We start from the raw sequence: 13,354 nt of genomic DNA on the forward strand, positions 1-13,354 counted from the left end.
AAGCCCGGTTAATCCGGGCTTTTTATTGCCCCCGAGAAAATATTTTCCCCATTTTTAAAGGCGAAAACTCCCTCAATCAAAAAAATAAAGGCATACCTGTTGACTGCAAATAAAGGCTGTCCTATATTTTGCCCATCGCCGGATAACAACCGGCCAGAAGAAACGCCTTGCGGCTCTATGCAGGCATCCCGAAAGGGACCGCTCTTTAAAAACATGAAGACAGACCCCGGCGCCAGATGGCGTTTGAGTTCGGGGAACAGTTCGCAAGACAGCCTGCTTCCGTGTCCGAGTGATCGGCACGCAAGGTTTGCTGAAGGAATTTTTCACTGATGCACCTGGTTGGCCGGGTGCATTGGGAAAACAACCGGGAGTCACAGCGATGGAATCAGAAATCGTTAACGGCACATGGAAGGGTCACCTCGGTCGTGGCCTGGCGCCGCGAGAACTTCAATTTCTTTTGTGGGTGGCCCTGGGGTTCACCGCGAAGGAAATCGCACGAGAGGCCGGCATCTCACCGGCCACCGTCGCGAAACGCCTCACCAGCGCAATGTACAAGCTTGGCGTCACCCGCCGGGCTGCCCTGGTCGCCGAAGCGATGCGGCGGCAGATCATCTCCCCCATGTGCTTCGTTCTGGCCGCGTTGATGGCCATGAGCGCAGTGGTCAACGTCCAGTCAGTCGAACCAGCGCGCCGCGATCGCCGGCCGCCGTCGGTGCGAATCGCCCAAGTCCGAATCACCCGCCGCGCCGAAACACTCGAAGCCGCTTAATTCAAACCAGAGAGAAAAATCATGATCGAGCTTGGACAGAAAGCAGAAGACAAGGTCACCGGCTTTTACGGAACCATCACCGCCCGGGCGCAGTACCTCACCGGCTGTAATCAGTACTGCCTAGCGCCGCCCATTCGCCAAGGCCTCAACGAGGTGCAGAAGTCCGAGTGGTTCGACGAGGGGCGCATCAAGATCCTCGGGCCCGGTATCAGCGCCGCGGATGTTGCCGGTCCAGCGCGTGGCGGACCTCAGCGAGATATGCCTACTCGCGGGTAGCGGACAGCATCACTGCTGCACCTTGGCGACAGGGTGCAGCGGGATGACAACCGAGGACGAATCATGAACCTGTACACGCATCAGAATGGTCTGCTCGCTCTCAAGCCTGAGCGGCAGAAAGCATGCAAAGCAGCAGGCGTAACCGTGCTTGGCTTCGGCGAGAAGGTACCAAGGGGCGGGATATTGATCGTGGATACACGTCCACGTGGTTTCGTGGGCGGCCGAGGCCCAGAAGATCCAGCGGCAACCATGATCATCATCGGCAGCGTGTTCAAGCCAGAAAAAACGTACTACTTCGAAAGCTTCGATCAAGCGCTGAAAAAGGCGCAAAAGCTCGCAGCCTGAAAAACCAGCGCCACGACAGCCTGTCGTTAACTGCCCGAGGCCCTGGTACTTCCCAGCACCAGGCCGCATCGGAGATCGCTCGGCTGACTGCCCCGAGATAGCAGGGTGGCCACCTTTACCTGAGCCAGAGCGACGAACAGCGCGGCGAAGACGGTTTACTCGCCAGCCAGATTCGAGCGATCTCCGATGCGGACGAAATCGCGGCCTATAACCGCCCACCTGCATGCAACACCCCTTGAGAACGGTGGCCACTGCCAACCCAGTGAGCGAACAGCGGAGGATTTTCAGCCATGCACAAATAAACCCAGGCGCTCGACCGCCACCCCTGCGTGACATAGGGAGGTCTATGTAACGCAACGAAAAGCCCAGTCCCTACTGGGCTTTTTTACGGGTCGCCTTTATCCGTCAGCCCCCTCCCCTGCGCCCAACGGCAACCAGCAGGCGGTCAGGTTGCTGACGAATAAACGCAACCCCACAGAGGTATCCACCATGCACCCATCAATCAAACAGCGCGTCGACGGGGTTGCGGCCCTGCACATTCGCTCCCGCATCGCCACCGCCGACTTCTACGCCCTGATCGGCAAGGAAATGCCAGTGCAAAAGATTCGTTTCCAGATCAAGACGGCCGGCAAGGCGTACCACATCGTGGAGCTCGCCACCGGCAAGGTGAAGGGCTTTCGCTGGACGTGGAAGGAAGCCAGCAACTTCGCCCAGACCCTGGAATCTCGTGCGGACGGCGTGAAGGTGACGCTCTCAGGCGGTGCGCAGTGATCGGCGTTCCGATGCCCGATCCGAGGGACTCGATCATCACCAACCTGAACCAGCAGATGGAGGCCTTCTTCGGCGCCGGCAATGTGATTCAGGAGATCGCCCAGGGCGTGAGCGGTGAGAAGGCCGGCACCTACGGCGGCGGCCACAGCAACAAGCTGCGCGCCGAGCGCGACAAGATCGCGCCACGCCTGAAGCAGCTGGTCGACTCCGGCTCATCCCTGTACGACGCCTGCGACGCACTTGGTATCGACTACAGACGTGCACGGCTCATTACCCGTGAGAACGACTTCAAGATCCCCAGTGCGCCATGAAACGCATCAACAACCAGGTGCGCCAGCGCCTTCGACAATCGCAGCTACACCTCCCACCCAGCGGCCTACTGGCCATCCCGGAGAAACAGCCATGTCCACCGCAACCAACACCGCCGAATTCCTCGAAGAACTGAATGGCGGCGCCTTCGCCAGCCAGATCGGTCACGCCCTTTCCGAAGTTGCCTCTGGTGTCGTTGACCACGGCAAGGCCGGCAAGCTGGTTATCACCCTGGACTTCAGCCAGATCGGCGAATCCAGCCAAGTGAAGATCAAGCACAAGCTCGACTACAAGGTGCCGACCAAGCGCGGCACCCGCAGCGAGAACACCAGCCTGGACACGCCGATGCACGTCGGCTCCGGCGGCAAGATCACGCTCTTCGCCGAAAAGCACGACCAGCTCTTCACCCGCGAAGAAGCACCCATCAAACCCCGCACTTAACCGCTCGCCCCCCAAGGAACTGAAAAATGTCTCTGACTAAAGATGCGATCCAGCTCATCACCGACACCGCGCTCGAAGCGAGCGGTAAGACGCTGGACACCCAGACACCAACCGTTGTCCTCCCGGAAAACTGCCAAGTCGTGAGCCTTGAGAAATGGCAGGCCGGGCGTAGCCGCTTCCGTGGCATTTACTCCACCCATTCGCTGGCCGACTTCAGCGCCTACGTCGCCGACCGAGCCATCACTACCGCGAAAGGCTTCATCGACCAGGACGAAATGACCTGCACCCTGCTGTTCAACCTTGGCACCGACGTGCTGCCAGGCCATGCAGATGACCGCGCAGTGCTGAAGCTGAAAGCATCGGCTGGCTACAAGGCAGCGCAATCCATCGGTGGCCGCGCCATGTCTCAGAAAGAGCTGAGCGACTGGATCGAGGACTGGCACCAGTACCTGACCCCGGTAGACGAAGAAGGCAAAGCAATCCCAGTGGCCAAAGCGATCGCCGCGGTGCGCACCATCACCGTCAAGGCCACCAGCGAATCCGAAAACACCGTCGGCGATACCAGCGCCAGCCGCAGCGCCATGGACCAGATCGAGGCGCGCAGCAAAGAAACGCTGCCGGCCTCCCTACTGTTCAGCGTGATTCCGTTCGAAGGGTTGACCGAGCAGCAGATCAACCTGCGAATTTCTGTGATCACCAGCGGCGCAGTACCAGCACTAAAGCTGCGCTGGGTCGGGGAAGAAGTTCAGCGTGAGGATGTCGCGCAAGAATTCAAGACGGTGCTTCAGGAGAAGATTGGTACCAACGCTTCACTGTCTCTGGGCTCGTTCGATCCGAAGTAAAGGACCTGGCCGGGAAACCGGCCTGACCCAGCCTCACCTATTGCGCCAAGACCAAAAGGTTCAGGCAAGTGGAATACCATTTCCCATCATAGTGTTTCCTGCATGGAAGTAACCGGAGCCATCATCTACTGAGAACATGACCGTTGTCGCCGCCAATAAATCACGTAGCTTTTGAAGCTCACTCGGAACAGTTGGTAGTTTTACCAGCAACGTTGCAACCATTGTGCGAGGACTGAGCTCAGTCATCGCCAGATACTCGTAGTCCGACAAGCCCTTAATCAGAGACTGATAGCCGCCAATTTGCTTGCCGTTGCTCACTAGAGTCGCGCATATCGTGAAAGCAAATGCATAACCTGAAATTACTGGATCTGGCATAGGCGTGTCTTTCCATTCATGCCCATCTTTGCTTTCGATCATGTAAGGCCCCTCGCCAATGAATTGGCCATAGTTCTCCGCAAGATAGGCCATTTCATAAGTCGATTTAACCGTGCTGGATATTTCCATAACCGGCGTACTCATGCTGACAACGAGCATAGAGGCTGCAGCCAGCCCTCTCAGGTACGTCGGCAAGTCATTTTTTTGAACTAGCTGTTTCATAGAGTATCCCCCCAGCCTCCGGCCCCAAGCCGGGCCGAACACAAATAACCCACTTCTACGAATCACGCCAGCCGGCGAGGATCCCCTATGTCCGCACAACAGAAGAAACACCCCTTCGATTTCAAAACCCAATACGGACTCGGCTTCAACCCTCAGGACGATGAGATCGTTGTCGATTTCTTCTGCGGTGGCGGCGGCGCCGGGACTGGCCTGGAAATGGGCCTGGGCCGCACCGTGAACGTGGCGAAGAACCACAGCCCGCAAGCGATCAGCATGCACACAATGAACCATCCAGGCGCCCAGCACTTCACCACCGACGTGTTTGAAGGTGACCCGGACACCGAGTGCGGTGGCAAGGCCGTGGGCTGGTTCCACATGTCGCCGGACTGCACGCACCACTCCCAGGCAGCCGGCGGCCAGCCGCGCAAGCGCGAGATCCGCAACCTGTCGTGGATCGGGCTCAAGTGGGCAGGCATGAAGCGGCCCCGGGTAATCAGCCTGGAAAATGTTAAGCAGATCCTCCAGTGGGGCCGGTTGATAGCCAAGCGCGACAAGGCCACCGGCCGCGTGGTGACCCTTGACCAGATTCCGCACCCAAGCAAAAAGGGCGCGACCACCAACCGAGTGGCGGCGCCGGGCGAACAGGTTCCGGTTTCCAACCAGTTCTTGGTGCCTGACCCGAAGCAGCGCGGACGCACCTGGCGCCGCTTCGTAGCCCTGCTGGAAGGCATGGGCTATGTCGTTGAGTGGAAGGTCATCAAGGCCTGCGACTTCGGCGCGCCGACCAGCCGGGAACGCCTTTTCATGATCGCCCGGTGCGACGACCAGCCAATCGTGTGGCCGGAGCCTACCCACGCCAATAACCCCGCCAAAGGCCAGCAGAAATGGAAAACAGCCGCTGACTGCATCGACTTCACCGACCTGGGAAAAAGCATTTTCGGCCGCAAGAAGGAACTGGCCCAGGCCACGCTGCGCCGAGTCGCCAAGGGCATGAGGAAATTCGTCATCGACAGCCCTGCGCCGTTCATTGTCCCGATTGCGAACTGGTCGGGTGAAACGGTGCAGTCTGCCGACGAGCCGCTGCGCACCGTCACCTCCTACCCGAAGGGTGGCGCCTTCAGTGTGGTCAGCCCGATCATCGCACCGGCAACGCACCAGGGCAGCGACCGGATCAACGACCCGCTCGAACCACTGCCGACGGTTACCTGCGCGAACCACGGTGAGCTGACTCTGATCAGCCCATTGATGGTTGGGGCCGGTGGCCCGGAGTACTCCGGCAAGCCGGTGGGCACGGACCAGCCGGTAGGCACGCTGATGACACAAAACCATCGTGCGCTCGCGTCGGCCTGCATCGTCCAGGCCGGCCACGGCGAGGGCTCCGGCGCAAACAAGCGCCGCTCCCACGGGGTGAATGACATCTGCGGCCCGGTGGGCACCGTCACTGCCAGCGGCGGCGGCCAATCCGTCAGCGCCGCGGTGATGATCCAGGCCAACGGCGGATTCAACACCACTCACGCCAAGGGCATGCACGAACCCATGACCACAGTCACCAACAGCGGCAGCCAGCAGCAGTTGGCCGTGGCGAACCTGGTGCACCTGCGGGGCAACTGCGATGCACGGGACGTCAATGACCCGCTGCACACCATAAGCGCCGGCGGCCAACACCACGGGTTGGTCAGCGCATTCATGGAGCGGGCATTCGGCGGAAGTGTTGGCCAGGGCCTGGATGATCCAGCGCCGACCATCACCGCCGGTGGCGGCGGCAAGAGTTCGCTGGTGTCGCTCACCCTCTCGCCAGAGCATGAGGCGGGTGCCCTGCGGGTTGCCGCCTTCCTGATCAGCTACTACGGCACCGAGAACATCAGCGCTTGCGACTCGCCGGCGCCGACGATCACCACCAAGGACCGCCTGGCCATGGTCACCGTGATGGTCAAGGGCACGCCCTACGTGATCGTCGACATCTGCCTGCGGATGCTGAAACCGGCTGAGCTGTACAAGGCCCAGGGCTTTCCGGCCGACTACATCATCAGTCACGGCGCCGACGGCAAGCCATTCACCAAGACCCCGCAGGTGCACATGTGCGGTAACAGCGTCAGCCCGCCGCCGATGGCTGCGCTGGCACGGGCCAACGACCCTTGGCGCACCGAGCAAAGCCAAGCGCGCGCCGCGTAACTCCCCCACTCCACCGACCGGGCATGGCCCGGCAAGGACTCCCCGTGAAACGAATTTACCTCAGCGGGCCCATGAGCGGCCTGCCAGGCCTGAACTTCCCAACCTTCCACAGCATGACAGCCAGCCTGCGCGCCGGCGGCAACACCGTCACCAACCCCGCCGAGATCAACCCCGACGGCGGGACCTGGACCGACTGCATGCGCCGCGACATTGTCGCCCTGATGGACTGCGACACCGTGGCCACCCTGCCCGGCTGGGAGCACTCGAAGGGGGCACGCCTGGAAGTCCTGATCGCCGAACGCCTTGGCATGACGGTTGTGAATGCCCATGATCTGGTAACGAGGGAGGCTGTATGAGCACCAGCCAAACGATTAGCTTCCCGCGAGAGCTGAGCGATGAGTTGGGCGAGCTGATCGCCGAGAAGGCGAGGGTTTGTGGTGGGGGTGCGCTCGATATCTGGGAGGCCATCTGCGAGCAATTCGGAGCGCCTGACTTACGGCCGCGCGGAAACCCAGAAGGCAAGCGCGAATATTTTGAAAAGTGGGTAATGGCGACCAAGCACCCCGTGTTCGGCTTTCTGGATGGCCGATCCCTAGCCCGTGGCGATGATCGAACCGGTTACGCCGATGAGTATGTGCAGGGTCTGTGGGTTGCGTATCTGGCGTTCGGCGTCGAGCAGCCTGCCCCGGTAGCGGTGGTACCCGACGGCTACTGCATCATGCCCTGCCGACTGACCGCCGAGAATGGCGCCAAAGCGCTTCTGCTTGGCGAGTTCAAGTTAGTAGCCACCCAAGAGTGTCCTGAGTGCCGCGAGCTGGAAGAGCCCATTGAAGGTTGTGAGATCTGCGACGGTGAAGGCGAATACGCGCAGCAACACACAATCTCGTGGGATCAGATCAAGTTCATCTACAGCAAGGCGGTGGCGGGCCTGGCCGTGAAGACTGAGCCAGCCCAAACCCGATAGGAGTACATCTGTACTCAACCCAAGATAATCTTCACTCAGCCCAGAAAATCTTAATTCTCGGCCCTCTCCCTCACTTTTTATTAACTCAAAGTCGGCCGCTATAGCGGCAAGGACGAAGTCATGCCTGCACAAAAGCCAATCATCATGTACGACGCGCCTGAAGCAGCCAGCCTCAAAACGATAACCGGCTGGGTTTCTGCTGATGGTCGTTTTTTCGGCAGCAATGAGGACCTCGCCCGCTATTCCGGCGCAACTCACCGCCGCTGCGAAGCGAATCCTGAGCACAAAATTTATGAGGTAAACAGCTACTGCAAGGAATGCCACCAGGCAAGGCGCCAAGCGAAGTTTGCGGCGATGCCCATCAAAGAGTGGTCGGGGGAGCCGCTGGTGTTCTTCGACAGCGACCAGTACTTCTTCGATGAGGACAGCCTGCGCGACTACCTGATCGAAAGCGATGTCGACCTGGATGACCTGCAGCTTTGCATCTGCGAACCAAACTACCCCAGCCCGATCGATCCGGCAGACCACTTCTGCGATGACCTGCCGGAGGACGGCGAGATCCGCGACGACCAATTGCTCGCGGCGTTCGAGCTTTTGAACGAGATGATCCGCCAGTCCGAGCCCTTGTCGTGGTCCGAAGGCGAGTATGTCGCACAGCTCCCGCAATCTCTCATCGATGAAATCGAGGCGGCACGGGTGACGCCATGATCGCCACCCTCTGGTTCGCCTACGAGTTCATCTACAAGGGGCCAAGGCCATGAGCGGAATGGTCAGCGTTCAAATCGAAGGCCTGTCCGGCCCCGCGCTTGGCTGGGCTATCGAATCAATTGAAGGTCCAGCATCGCCGCCGGCAGGACAACTGCTGCTGGCCTTCTGCGCACCACCGGTGGACGACGTCCAATGCGAGCGCCTGATCGCGAAGTACGCCGTCTGGGTTGAGCCGGGACACATCGATAACTGGCTGGCTGACACGAAGCGCGATCCATTCCAGCGCGTTGCCGGTGATACCAGGGCGATTGCTGTATGTCGCGCCGTCCTGCTGAAACTTTCCGGCAACACCGTCAGCGTCCCCGCCGAACTCGTTTAACCCCAATCCCCGTACATGCCTGCCGGTGAGCCGACTCAGGGTAGCTGGCTGTCGATCCAGCGCTCAGCAGCGGCCATAGCCTCATCGAGCGCGGATGGGTAGTCAGGCCACGGCCCCTTCAACTCAGCAGCAACCTCGCCTAAGCCACTGATGGGTGCAGGCTCGATGATCGTGGCCGCGACCGGAACGTCGTCGTTCGGACGTCGCCAATCGAACTTTAGAAACATTACGTGCCCCCGGTAAGCGTGAGCAATCGGGGCATCAAGATTGTGTGACACGTCCATGCCTCATCACGAACTTAGTTGAGCCTTTTTGTACACCAAACCCCACGCACTTTAAATATCAGCAAAACGCCATTACTCCATTCCCCTACATACCTGCCGGTGAGCGGCGGGCGAGGTATTCCTATGTCTGAGATTCAACGCAAAACGATGTGCATCTATCACGGAAACTGCGCCGATGGCTTCGGTGCTGCTTGGGTTGTCCGGAAAGCGCTCGGCGCTGACGTCGAGTTTGTGCCCGGCGTTTACGGCCAAGAGCCGCCTGATGTCACGGGTAAAGACGTGATCCTCGTTGACTTCAGCTACAAGTACGACGTGCTGGCGGCGCTCGCGTATAAGGCGAACAGTATTATCGTACTCGACCACCATAAAAGCGCGGCTGAAGACCTTGCCCGCTTTGAGCCATTTCACGCTGGAATAGAAGAAGACACCCGGCACGATGACGGGTCTCCTTTGCTCGGCTGGAAGACGGCGCACGACATGGCTAACTCGCAAAATGGTCCAGCCATTGCCTGCTGCTTCGACATGAACCGCAGCGGAGCCATGCTGGCCTGGGATCATTTCTTTCCTGATCAGGAACCTCCGCAGCTCCTTCGCCACATCGAGGATCGCGACCTGTGGCTGTTCAAGCTGGACGGCACTCGCGAGATCCAGGCCAATCTCTTCAGTTACCCCTATGACTTCGAGGTCTGGGACCAACTGATGGCAGCCGACGTGCAAGCACTCCGGTCCGATGGCGCAGCGATCGAGCGCAAGCACCACAAGGACGTCGCCGAGCTGGTCTCCGTAACAAAGCGACGCCTGGTGATCGGTGGCCATGATGTGCCAGCTGCCAGCCTCCCGTACACGCTGACCAGCGATGCCGGCCATCTCATGGCACAGGGCGAGCCTTTCGCCGCCTGCTACTGGGATACGCCGGACGGCCGCTCGTTCAGCCTGCGCAGCACAGACGAAGGCCTCGACGTTTCCGAGATTGCCAAGCAATACGGCGGGGGCGGCCACCGCAATGCCTCCGGCTTCCGCGTCCCGTTCGGCCACGAACTGACCTTGTAACCATTCCCTACTTCTGCCGACCTGCACGGCGCGGAGCATCATCATGGCAAAAGTCATCGCTCAAATTACAGCCAGGCTGCCGCGCCTCATGGAGGCCGGCGAATACCGGAAGCTGCGCTACGCCGGCGGAAAGCCCAGCCTGCAACAACTGAAGAAATGGATCGAGGAAGGCGAAGTGATAGGCGAGGTAAAAGGCGGGATGTATTTCGTGGACCTGCAGGCCGCAGTGATTGGGTCGAATGACCCGCTGTTGGCCAAGATGATGGAGGTGGGCTGATGGCTCCCCCACGCGCCAGGACGGCAAAGAACAGGGCCTTGCCGGCAAACCTGTATCCCAACGGGAAATACTGGCAGTACAAGAACCCGGTCACCGGCAAGAAGACCAGCATCAACAAGCCGATGGCCGAGGCGATCAAGCTGGCGAATGCGGCGAACGCCAAGCTGCTCCCGCTGTTGGCCGACGACGGGGCGCTGCTGGAGATGCTTACCGGCGATGTCGCCCCCAAGTTCAAGACCTGCTTGGAGCGCTTCGAAAACGAATGGCTGACGACCAAGACCTACGCCGCCAGCACCCTAAAGGAGATCAGATTCAAGTTGGCCAGGTACCGCGAGGACCTGGGTGATCTGATGATGGGGCAGCTAGACGTGCTGACTGTGGCTGAGTACCTGGACGGTTTCGAAAACAACGCATACACGAAGCACCGGGGGCTGCTGGTCCAAGTGTTTGCCTTCGCGGTGGCCAAGGGGCTGTGCGATCGCAACTCAGCCGAACTGACGCTGGTGAAAAAGGAGGCAGAGAAGAAGCGGCAGCGGCATACGGTCGAGGGGCTGAACAAGATCCTGGCCTACGTCGGTACGCCGGTTTGGCTGAAGCGTGCAATTCGGCTGGGCTTACTCAGCCTGCAGCGAAGGGAGGACATCGTGATGTGGCCAAAGTCGGCCGTTGACCTCGAGCAGAACACCATCAAGGTGTCACCCGGGAAGACGCAGAATTACGGCAAGCCCGTGCACCTGGAGATTGTCATGGGCCAGGCTCTGCGAGAGGTGGTGCTGGAGTGCATGAAGTCACCGGTCGTTTGCCCGTACCTGATCCACTACTCGCCCAAGGCGCGCAAGCGGACGCAGCTGGACGCCAAGCTGCATTGGAACGCCGTGACGGCCGACTACCTCACCAAGTCATTCGCCCAGGCGCGAGACGACTCGCAAGCATACAGCGATGTGCCAGCCGGTGAGCGACCTACGTTTCACGAGATTCGCGCACTGGGTGCATGGCTGTACGAGCAGCAGGGATTTGCGCAGGAATACATACAGGGATTGATGGGGCACGCAGACGTGAAAATGACGGAGCACTATCAGGCGGGCCACGGGGAGGACGCAGTGATTTACATGAAGGTGAGCGCCGACCTAAAAGCGTAGCTCGGTGGTCGTTTGCCCAAAGTATTCCCAATGTTTGCCCAAACAACAGACGACAAAAAAGGGCCCACCTTTCGGTGAGCCCTTCTAGACCGCCCAGCAGAGCGGATTTTGTTTGGTAGGCGCGATTGGACTCGAACCAACGACCCCCACCATGTCAAGGTGGTGCTCTAACCAACTGAGCTACGTGCCTGCTGTGAGGCGGCATTCTACGGAATTCCGGAGGGGTGTCAACATCTTTTTTGCAGCTAACCCTATGAATATGCGAATTTTTTATTTGCGCGGAGCACGCCCGTGAATTTCGGGTGGCTGGCAGGCAATTTTCAACTCAGGTAGGATCGACGCACTCGTAAAAAATATAAAACAGAGGTTCCAGGATGGCGAACACCCCCTACCCCCAGTCGTATTACGCCGCGTCCGCGAATGCCGTTCCACCTCGCCCGGTGCTGCAAGGTGAGGTCGAAACCGATGTATGCGTGATTGGTGCCGGCTACACCGGCCTCTCCAGCGCGCTGTTCCTGCTGGAGAACGGTTTTCGCGTGACGGTGCTGGAAGCCGCCAAGGTGGGGTTTGGCGCCTCGGGCCGCAACGGTGGGCAGATCGTCAACAGCTACAGCCGTGATATCGATGTGATCGAGCGCAGCGTCGGGCCCAAACAGGCACAACTGCTGGGAGAGATGGCGTTCGAAGGCGGCAGGATCATCCGCGAGCGCGTCGCCAAGTACCAGATCCAGTGCGACCTGAAGGACGGCGGTGTATTCGCCGCGCTCAACAGCAAGCACATGGGCCACCTGGAGTCGCAGAAGCGCCTGTGGGAGCGCTACGGTCATACGCAGCTGGAGTTGCTGGACGAGCGCCGTATCCGCGAAGTGGTTGCCTGCGACAACTATGTGGGCGGTTTGCTGGACATGAGCGGCGGCCACATCCACCCGCTCAACCTGGCACTCGGCGAAGCGGCGGCCGTGGAATCTTTGGGCGGCACAATCTACGAGCAATCGGCAGCCGTGCGAATCGAGCGCGGCGCCAACCCAGTGGTGCATACCGCCGAGGGCAAGGTCAGGGCCAAGTTCGTTATCGTCGCGGGCAATGCCTACCTGGGCAACCTGGTGCCGGAGCTGGCAGCCAAGTCGATGCCCTGTGGCACGCAAGTGATCACCACAGCGCCTCTGGGTGACGATCTCGCAAAGACGCTGCTGCCGCAGGATTACTGCGTCGAAGACTGTAACTATTTGCTCGACTACTATCGACTCACCAGCGACAAGCGCCTGATCTTTGGTGGTGGCGTGGTGTATGGCGCGCGTGACCCGGCGAACATCGAGGCGATCATCCGTCCGAAGATGCTCAAGGCGTTCCCGCAGCTCAAGGACGTGAAGATCGACTACGCCTGGACCGGTAATTTCCTGCTGACCCTGTCGCGCCTGCCGCAGGTGGGACGCTTGGGCGATAACATCTACTACTCACAAGGCTGCAGTGGCCATGGCGTGACGTATACGCACCTGGCCGGCAAGGTACTGGCGGAGGCACTCAGAGGCCAGGCAGAGCGTTTTGACGCGTTTGCCGACCTGCCGCACTACCCGTTCCCGGGCGGGCAACTGTTGCGCACGCCGTTCGCGGCAATGGGCGCCTGGTACTACGGGCTACGGGACAAGCTGGGTTTCTGATAGCGCGATGGGTGCCGGCAAGCTGGCGCCCATCATGAACCACCAAATCGCAGACACAAAAAACCCCGGTCTTTCGACCAGGGTCTTTGCTATCGGATCAAAGTAGCCAGAGGCTTGCTTTGTGCTCCAAGGCGTTCAGTGGGCCTTGAGGCAGATATGGCGCAGCGGACGGGACTCGAACCCGCGACCCCCGGCGTGACAGGCCGGTATTCTAACCGACTGAACTACCGCTGCGCGTCGGTGCAACCTTTAACGTTGCGTCTTGCCCTGGGGCAAAACTCTCAAGAAGTGGTGGGTGATGACGGGATCGAACCGCCGACCCTCTGCTTGTAAGGCAGATGCTCTCCCAGCTGAGCTAATCACCCTTTGCTTC

At 59.9% G+C, this 13,354-nt stretch carries 18 protein-coding genes and 3 tRNA genes; 16 read left to right on the forward strand and 5 right to left on the reverse strand.

Annotation, left to right across the window (positions count from 1 at the left end; all coding sequences use genetic code 11):
- Positions 1–8: 8 nt before the first annotated feature.
- Positions 9–215 (reverse strand): hypothetical protein, encoded by a 207-nt coding sequence (locus H096_RS34025; RefSeq protein ID WP_156717521.1) that lies wholly within the window; start codon positions 213–215, stop codon positions 9–11.
- A gap of 164 nt (positions 216–379) precedes the next feature.
- Here H096_RS34025 and H096_RS23740 point away from each other — a divergent pair, with 164 nt between their 5' ends.
- From H096_RS23740 to H096_RS23765, 7 genes are all read left to right on the forward strand, one after another.
- Complete coding sequence (locus tag H096_RS23740) at positions 380–769, forward strand: helix-turn-helix transcriptional regulator (RefSeq protein ID WP_033901775.1); 390 nt, start codon at positions 380–382, stop codon at positions 767–769.
- 21 nt (positions 770–790) lie between these two features.
- Positions 791–1,045, forward strand: coding sequence for a hypothetical protein (locus tag H096_RS23745; RefSeq protein ID WP_033901776.1), 255 nt, complete (start codon positions 791–793; stop codon positions 1,043–1,045).
- 63 nt (positions 1,046–1,108) lie between these two features.
- On the forward strand, positions 1,109–1,390 hold the full coding sequence (locus tag H096_RS34030) for a hypothetical protein (RefSeq protein WP_154845486.1): 282 nt from the start codon (positions 1,109–1,111) through the stop codon (positions 1,388–1,390).
- Between the two features lie 489 nt (positions 1,391–1,879).
- Positions 1,880–2,161 (forward strand): hypothetical protein, encoded by a 282-nt coding sequence (locus H096_RS23750; protein WP_033901777.1) that lies wholly within the window; start codon positions 1,880–1,882, stop codon positions 2,159–2,161.
- Positions 2,162–2,172: 11 nt separating this feature from the next.
- A complete protein-coding gene (locus H096_RS23755; protein ID WP_241495538.1) occupies positions 2,173–2,472 on the forward strand; it encodes a hypothetical protein in 300 nt (99 codons plus the stop codon).
- A gap of 91 nt (positions 2,473–2,563) precedes the next feature.
- Positions 2,564–2,911 (forward strand): hypothetical protein, encoded by a 348-nt coding sequence (locus H096_RS23760; RefSeq protein WP_033901780.1) that lies wholly within the window; start codon positions 2,564–2,566, stop codon positions 2,909–2,911.
- A 26-nt stretch (positions 2,912–2,937) separates the two neighbouring features.
- Complete coding sequence (locus tag H096_RS23765; protein WP_033901781.1) at positions 2,938–3,753, forward strand: DUF2303 family protein; 816 nt, start codon at positions 2,938–2,940, stop codon at positions 3,751–3,753.
- A gap of 60 nt (positions 3,754–3,813) precedes the next feature.
- Here H096_RS23765 and H096_RS23770 read toward each other — a convergent pair whose 3' ends face one another.
- Positions 3,814–4,350, reverse strand: a complete 537-nt coding sequence (locus H096_RS23770) for a hypothetical protein (RefSeq protein WP_033901782.1) — start codon at positions 4,348–4,350, stop codon at positions 3,814–3,816.
- Positions 4,351–4,437: 87 nt separating this feature from the next.
- Between H096_RS23770 and H096_RS23775 the strand changes: the two genes are divergently transcribed.
- The 8 genes from H096_RS23775 (at position 4,438) to H096_RS23815 (ending at position 11,323) form a co-directional block, all read left to right on the forward strand.
- Complete coding sequence (locus H096_RS23775; protein ID WP_033901783.1) at positions 4,438–6,522, forward strand: DNA cytosine methyltransferase; 2,085 nt, start codon at positions 4,438–4,440, stop codon at positions 6,520–6,522.
- A 44-nt stretch (positions 6,523–6,566) separates the two neighbouring features.
- A complete protein-coding gene (locus H096_RS23780) occupies positions 6,567–6,878 on the forward strand; it encodes a DUF4406 domain-containing protein (RefSeq protein ID WP_033901784.1) in 312 nt (103 codons plus the stop codon).
- On the forward strand, positions 6,875–7,486 hold the full coding sequence (locus H096_RS23785; protein ID WP_051422168.1) for a hypothetical protein: 612 nt from the start codon (positions 6,875–6,877) through the stop codon (positions 7,484–7,486). Before H096_RS23780 ends, H096_RS23785 begins: the two co-directional genes overlap by 4 nt.
- 120 nt (positions 7,487–7,606) lie before the next feature.
- Entirely contained in the window at positions 7,607–8,194 is a 588-nt protein-coding gene (locus H096_RS23790; RefSeq protein WP_033901785.1) for a hypothetical protein, read from the forward strand.
- A 49-nt stretch (positions 8,195–8,243) separates the two neighbouring features.
- Positions 8,244–8,573, forward strand: coding sequence for a hypothetical protein (locus tag H096_RS23795; RefSeq protein ID WP_033901786.1), 330 nt, complete (start codon positions 8,244–8,246; stop codon positions 8,571–8,573).
- Between the two features lie 407 nt (positions 8,574–8,980).
- Positions 8,981–9,907 (forward strand): DHHA1 domain-containing protein, encoded by a 927-nt coding sequence (locus H096_RS23805; protein WP_033901787.1) that lies wholly within the window; start codon positions 8,981–8,983, stop codon positions 9,905–9,907.
- A 43-nt stretch (positions 9,908–9,950) separates the two neighbouring features.
- Positions 9,951–10,184: a hypothetical protein gene (locus tag H096_RS23810; protein WP_033901788.1), complete on the forward strand. Its 234-nt coding sequence runs from the start codon at positions 9,951–9,953 to the stop codon at positions 10,182–10,184.
- On the forward strand, positions 10,184–11,323 hold the full coding sequence (locus H096_RS23815) for a tyrosine-type recombinase/integrase (RefSeq protein ID WP_033901789.1): 1,140 nt from the start codon (positions 10,184–10,186) through the stop codon (positions 11,321–11,323). Before H096_RS23810 ends, H096_RS23815 begins: the two co-directional genes overlap by 1 nt.
- 113 nt (positions 11,324–11,436) lie before the next feature.
- On the opposite strand, the gene H096_RS23820 is transcribed toward H096_RS23815, so the two are convergent.
- Positions 11,437–11,513 (reverse strand) — tRNA-Val (locus H096_RS23820).
- A 184-nt stretch (positions 11,514–11,697) separates the two neighbouring features.
- Between H096_RS23820 and H096_RS23825 the strand changes: the two genes are divergently transcribed.
- Positions 11,698–12,981, forward strand: a complete 1,284-nt coding sequence (locus H096_RS23825; RefSeq protein ID WP_033901790.1) for an FAD-binding oxidoreductase — start codon at positions 11,698–11,700, stop codon at positions 12,979–12,981.
- A gap of 157 nt (positions 12,982–13,138) precedes the next feature.
- Here H096_RS23825 and H096_RS23830 read toward each other — a convergent pair.
- Positions 13,139–13,215: transfer RNA gene (locus H096_RS23830), tRNA-Asp, on the reverse strand.
- 55 nt (positions 13,216–13,270) lie between these two features.
- Positions 13,271–13,346, reverse strand: a tRNA-Val gene (locus tag H096_RS23835).
- Positions 13,347–13,354 lie beyond the last annotated feature (8 nt).

The sequence above is a fragment of the Pseudomonas sp. FH1 genome (assembly GCF_000510895.2).
Taxonomy (GTDB): Bacteria; Pseudomonadota; Gammaproteobacteria; order Pseudomonadales; family Pseudomonadaceae; genus Aquipseudomonas; species Aquipseudomonas azotoformans_A.

Excerpts from the sequence above, each read along its gene's own strand:
- H096_RS23755 (WP_241495538.1), top strand. The coding sequence starts at position 2,173 with ATGCCCGATCCGAGGGACTCGATCATCACCAACCTGAACCAGCAGATG.
- H096_RS23805 (WP_033901787.1), top strand. The coding sequence starts at position 8,981 with ATGTCTGAGATTCAACGCAAAACGATGTGCATCTATCACGGAAACTGC.
- H096_RS23740 (WP_033901775.1), top strand. The coding sequence starts at position 380 with ATGGAATCAGAAATCGTTAACGGCACATGGAAGGGTCACCTCGGTCGT.
- H096_RS23750 (WP_033901777.1), top strand. The coding sequence starts at position 1,880 with ATGCACCCATCAATCAAACAGCGCGTCGACGGGGTTGCGGCCCTGCAC.
- H096_RS23785 (WP_051422168.1), top strand. The coding sequence starts at position 6,875 with ATGAGCACCAGCCAAACGATTAGCTTCCCGCGAGAGCTGAGCGATGAG.
- H096_RS34025 (WP_156717521.1), bottom strand. The coding sequence starts at position 215 with ATGTTTTTAAAGAGCGGTCCCTTTCGGGATGCCTGCATAGAGCCGCAA.
- H096_RS23745 (WP_033901776.1), top strand. The coding sequence starts at position 791 with ATGATCGAGCTTGGACAGAAAGCAGAAGACAAGGTCACCGGCTTTTAC.
- H096_RS23775 (WP_033901783.1), top strand. The coding sequence starts at position 4,438 with ATGTCCGCACAACAGAAGAAACACCCCTTCGATTTCAAAACCCAATAC.
- H096_RS23825 (WP_033901790.1), top strand. The coding sequence starts at position 11,698 with ATGGCGAACACCCCCTACCCCCAGTCGTATTACGCCGCGTCCGCGAAT.
- H096_RS23760 (WP_033901780.1), top strand. The coding sequence starts at position 2,564 with ATGTCCACCGCAACCAACACCGCCGAATTCCTCGAAGAACTGAATGGC.
- H096_RS23765 (WP_033901781.1), top strand. The coding sequence starts at position 2,938 with ATGTCTCTGACTAAAGATGCGATCCAGCTCATCACCGACACCGCGCTC.
- H096_RS23795 (WP_033901786.1), top strand. The coding sequence starts at position 8,244 with ATGAGCGGAATGGTCAGCGTTCAAATCGAAGGCCTGTCCGGCCCCGCG.
- H096_RS34030 (WP_154845486.1), top strand. The coding sequence starts at position 1,109 with ATGAACCTGTACACGCATCAGAATGGTCTGCTCGCTCTCAAGCCTGAG.
- H096_RS23770 (WP_033901782.1), bottom strand. The coding sequence starts at position 4,350 with ATGAAACAGCTAGTTCAAAAAAATGACTTGCCGACGTACCTGAGAGGG.
- H096_RS23790 (WP_033901785.1), top strand. The coding sequence starts at position 7,607 with ATGCCTGCACAAAAGCCAATCATCATGTACGACGCGCCTGAAGCAGCC.
- H096_RS23815 (WP_033901789.1), top strand. The coding sequence starts at position 10,184 with ATGGCTCCCCCACGCGCCAGGACGGCAAAGAACAGGGCCTTGCCGGCA.
- H096_RS23810 (WP_033901788.1), top strand. The coding sequence starts at position 9,951 with ATGGCAAAAGTCATCGCTCAAATTACAGCCAGGCTGCCGCGCCTCATG.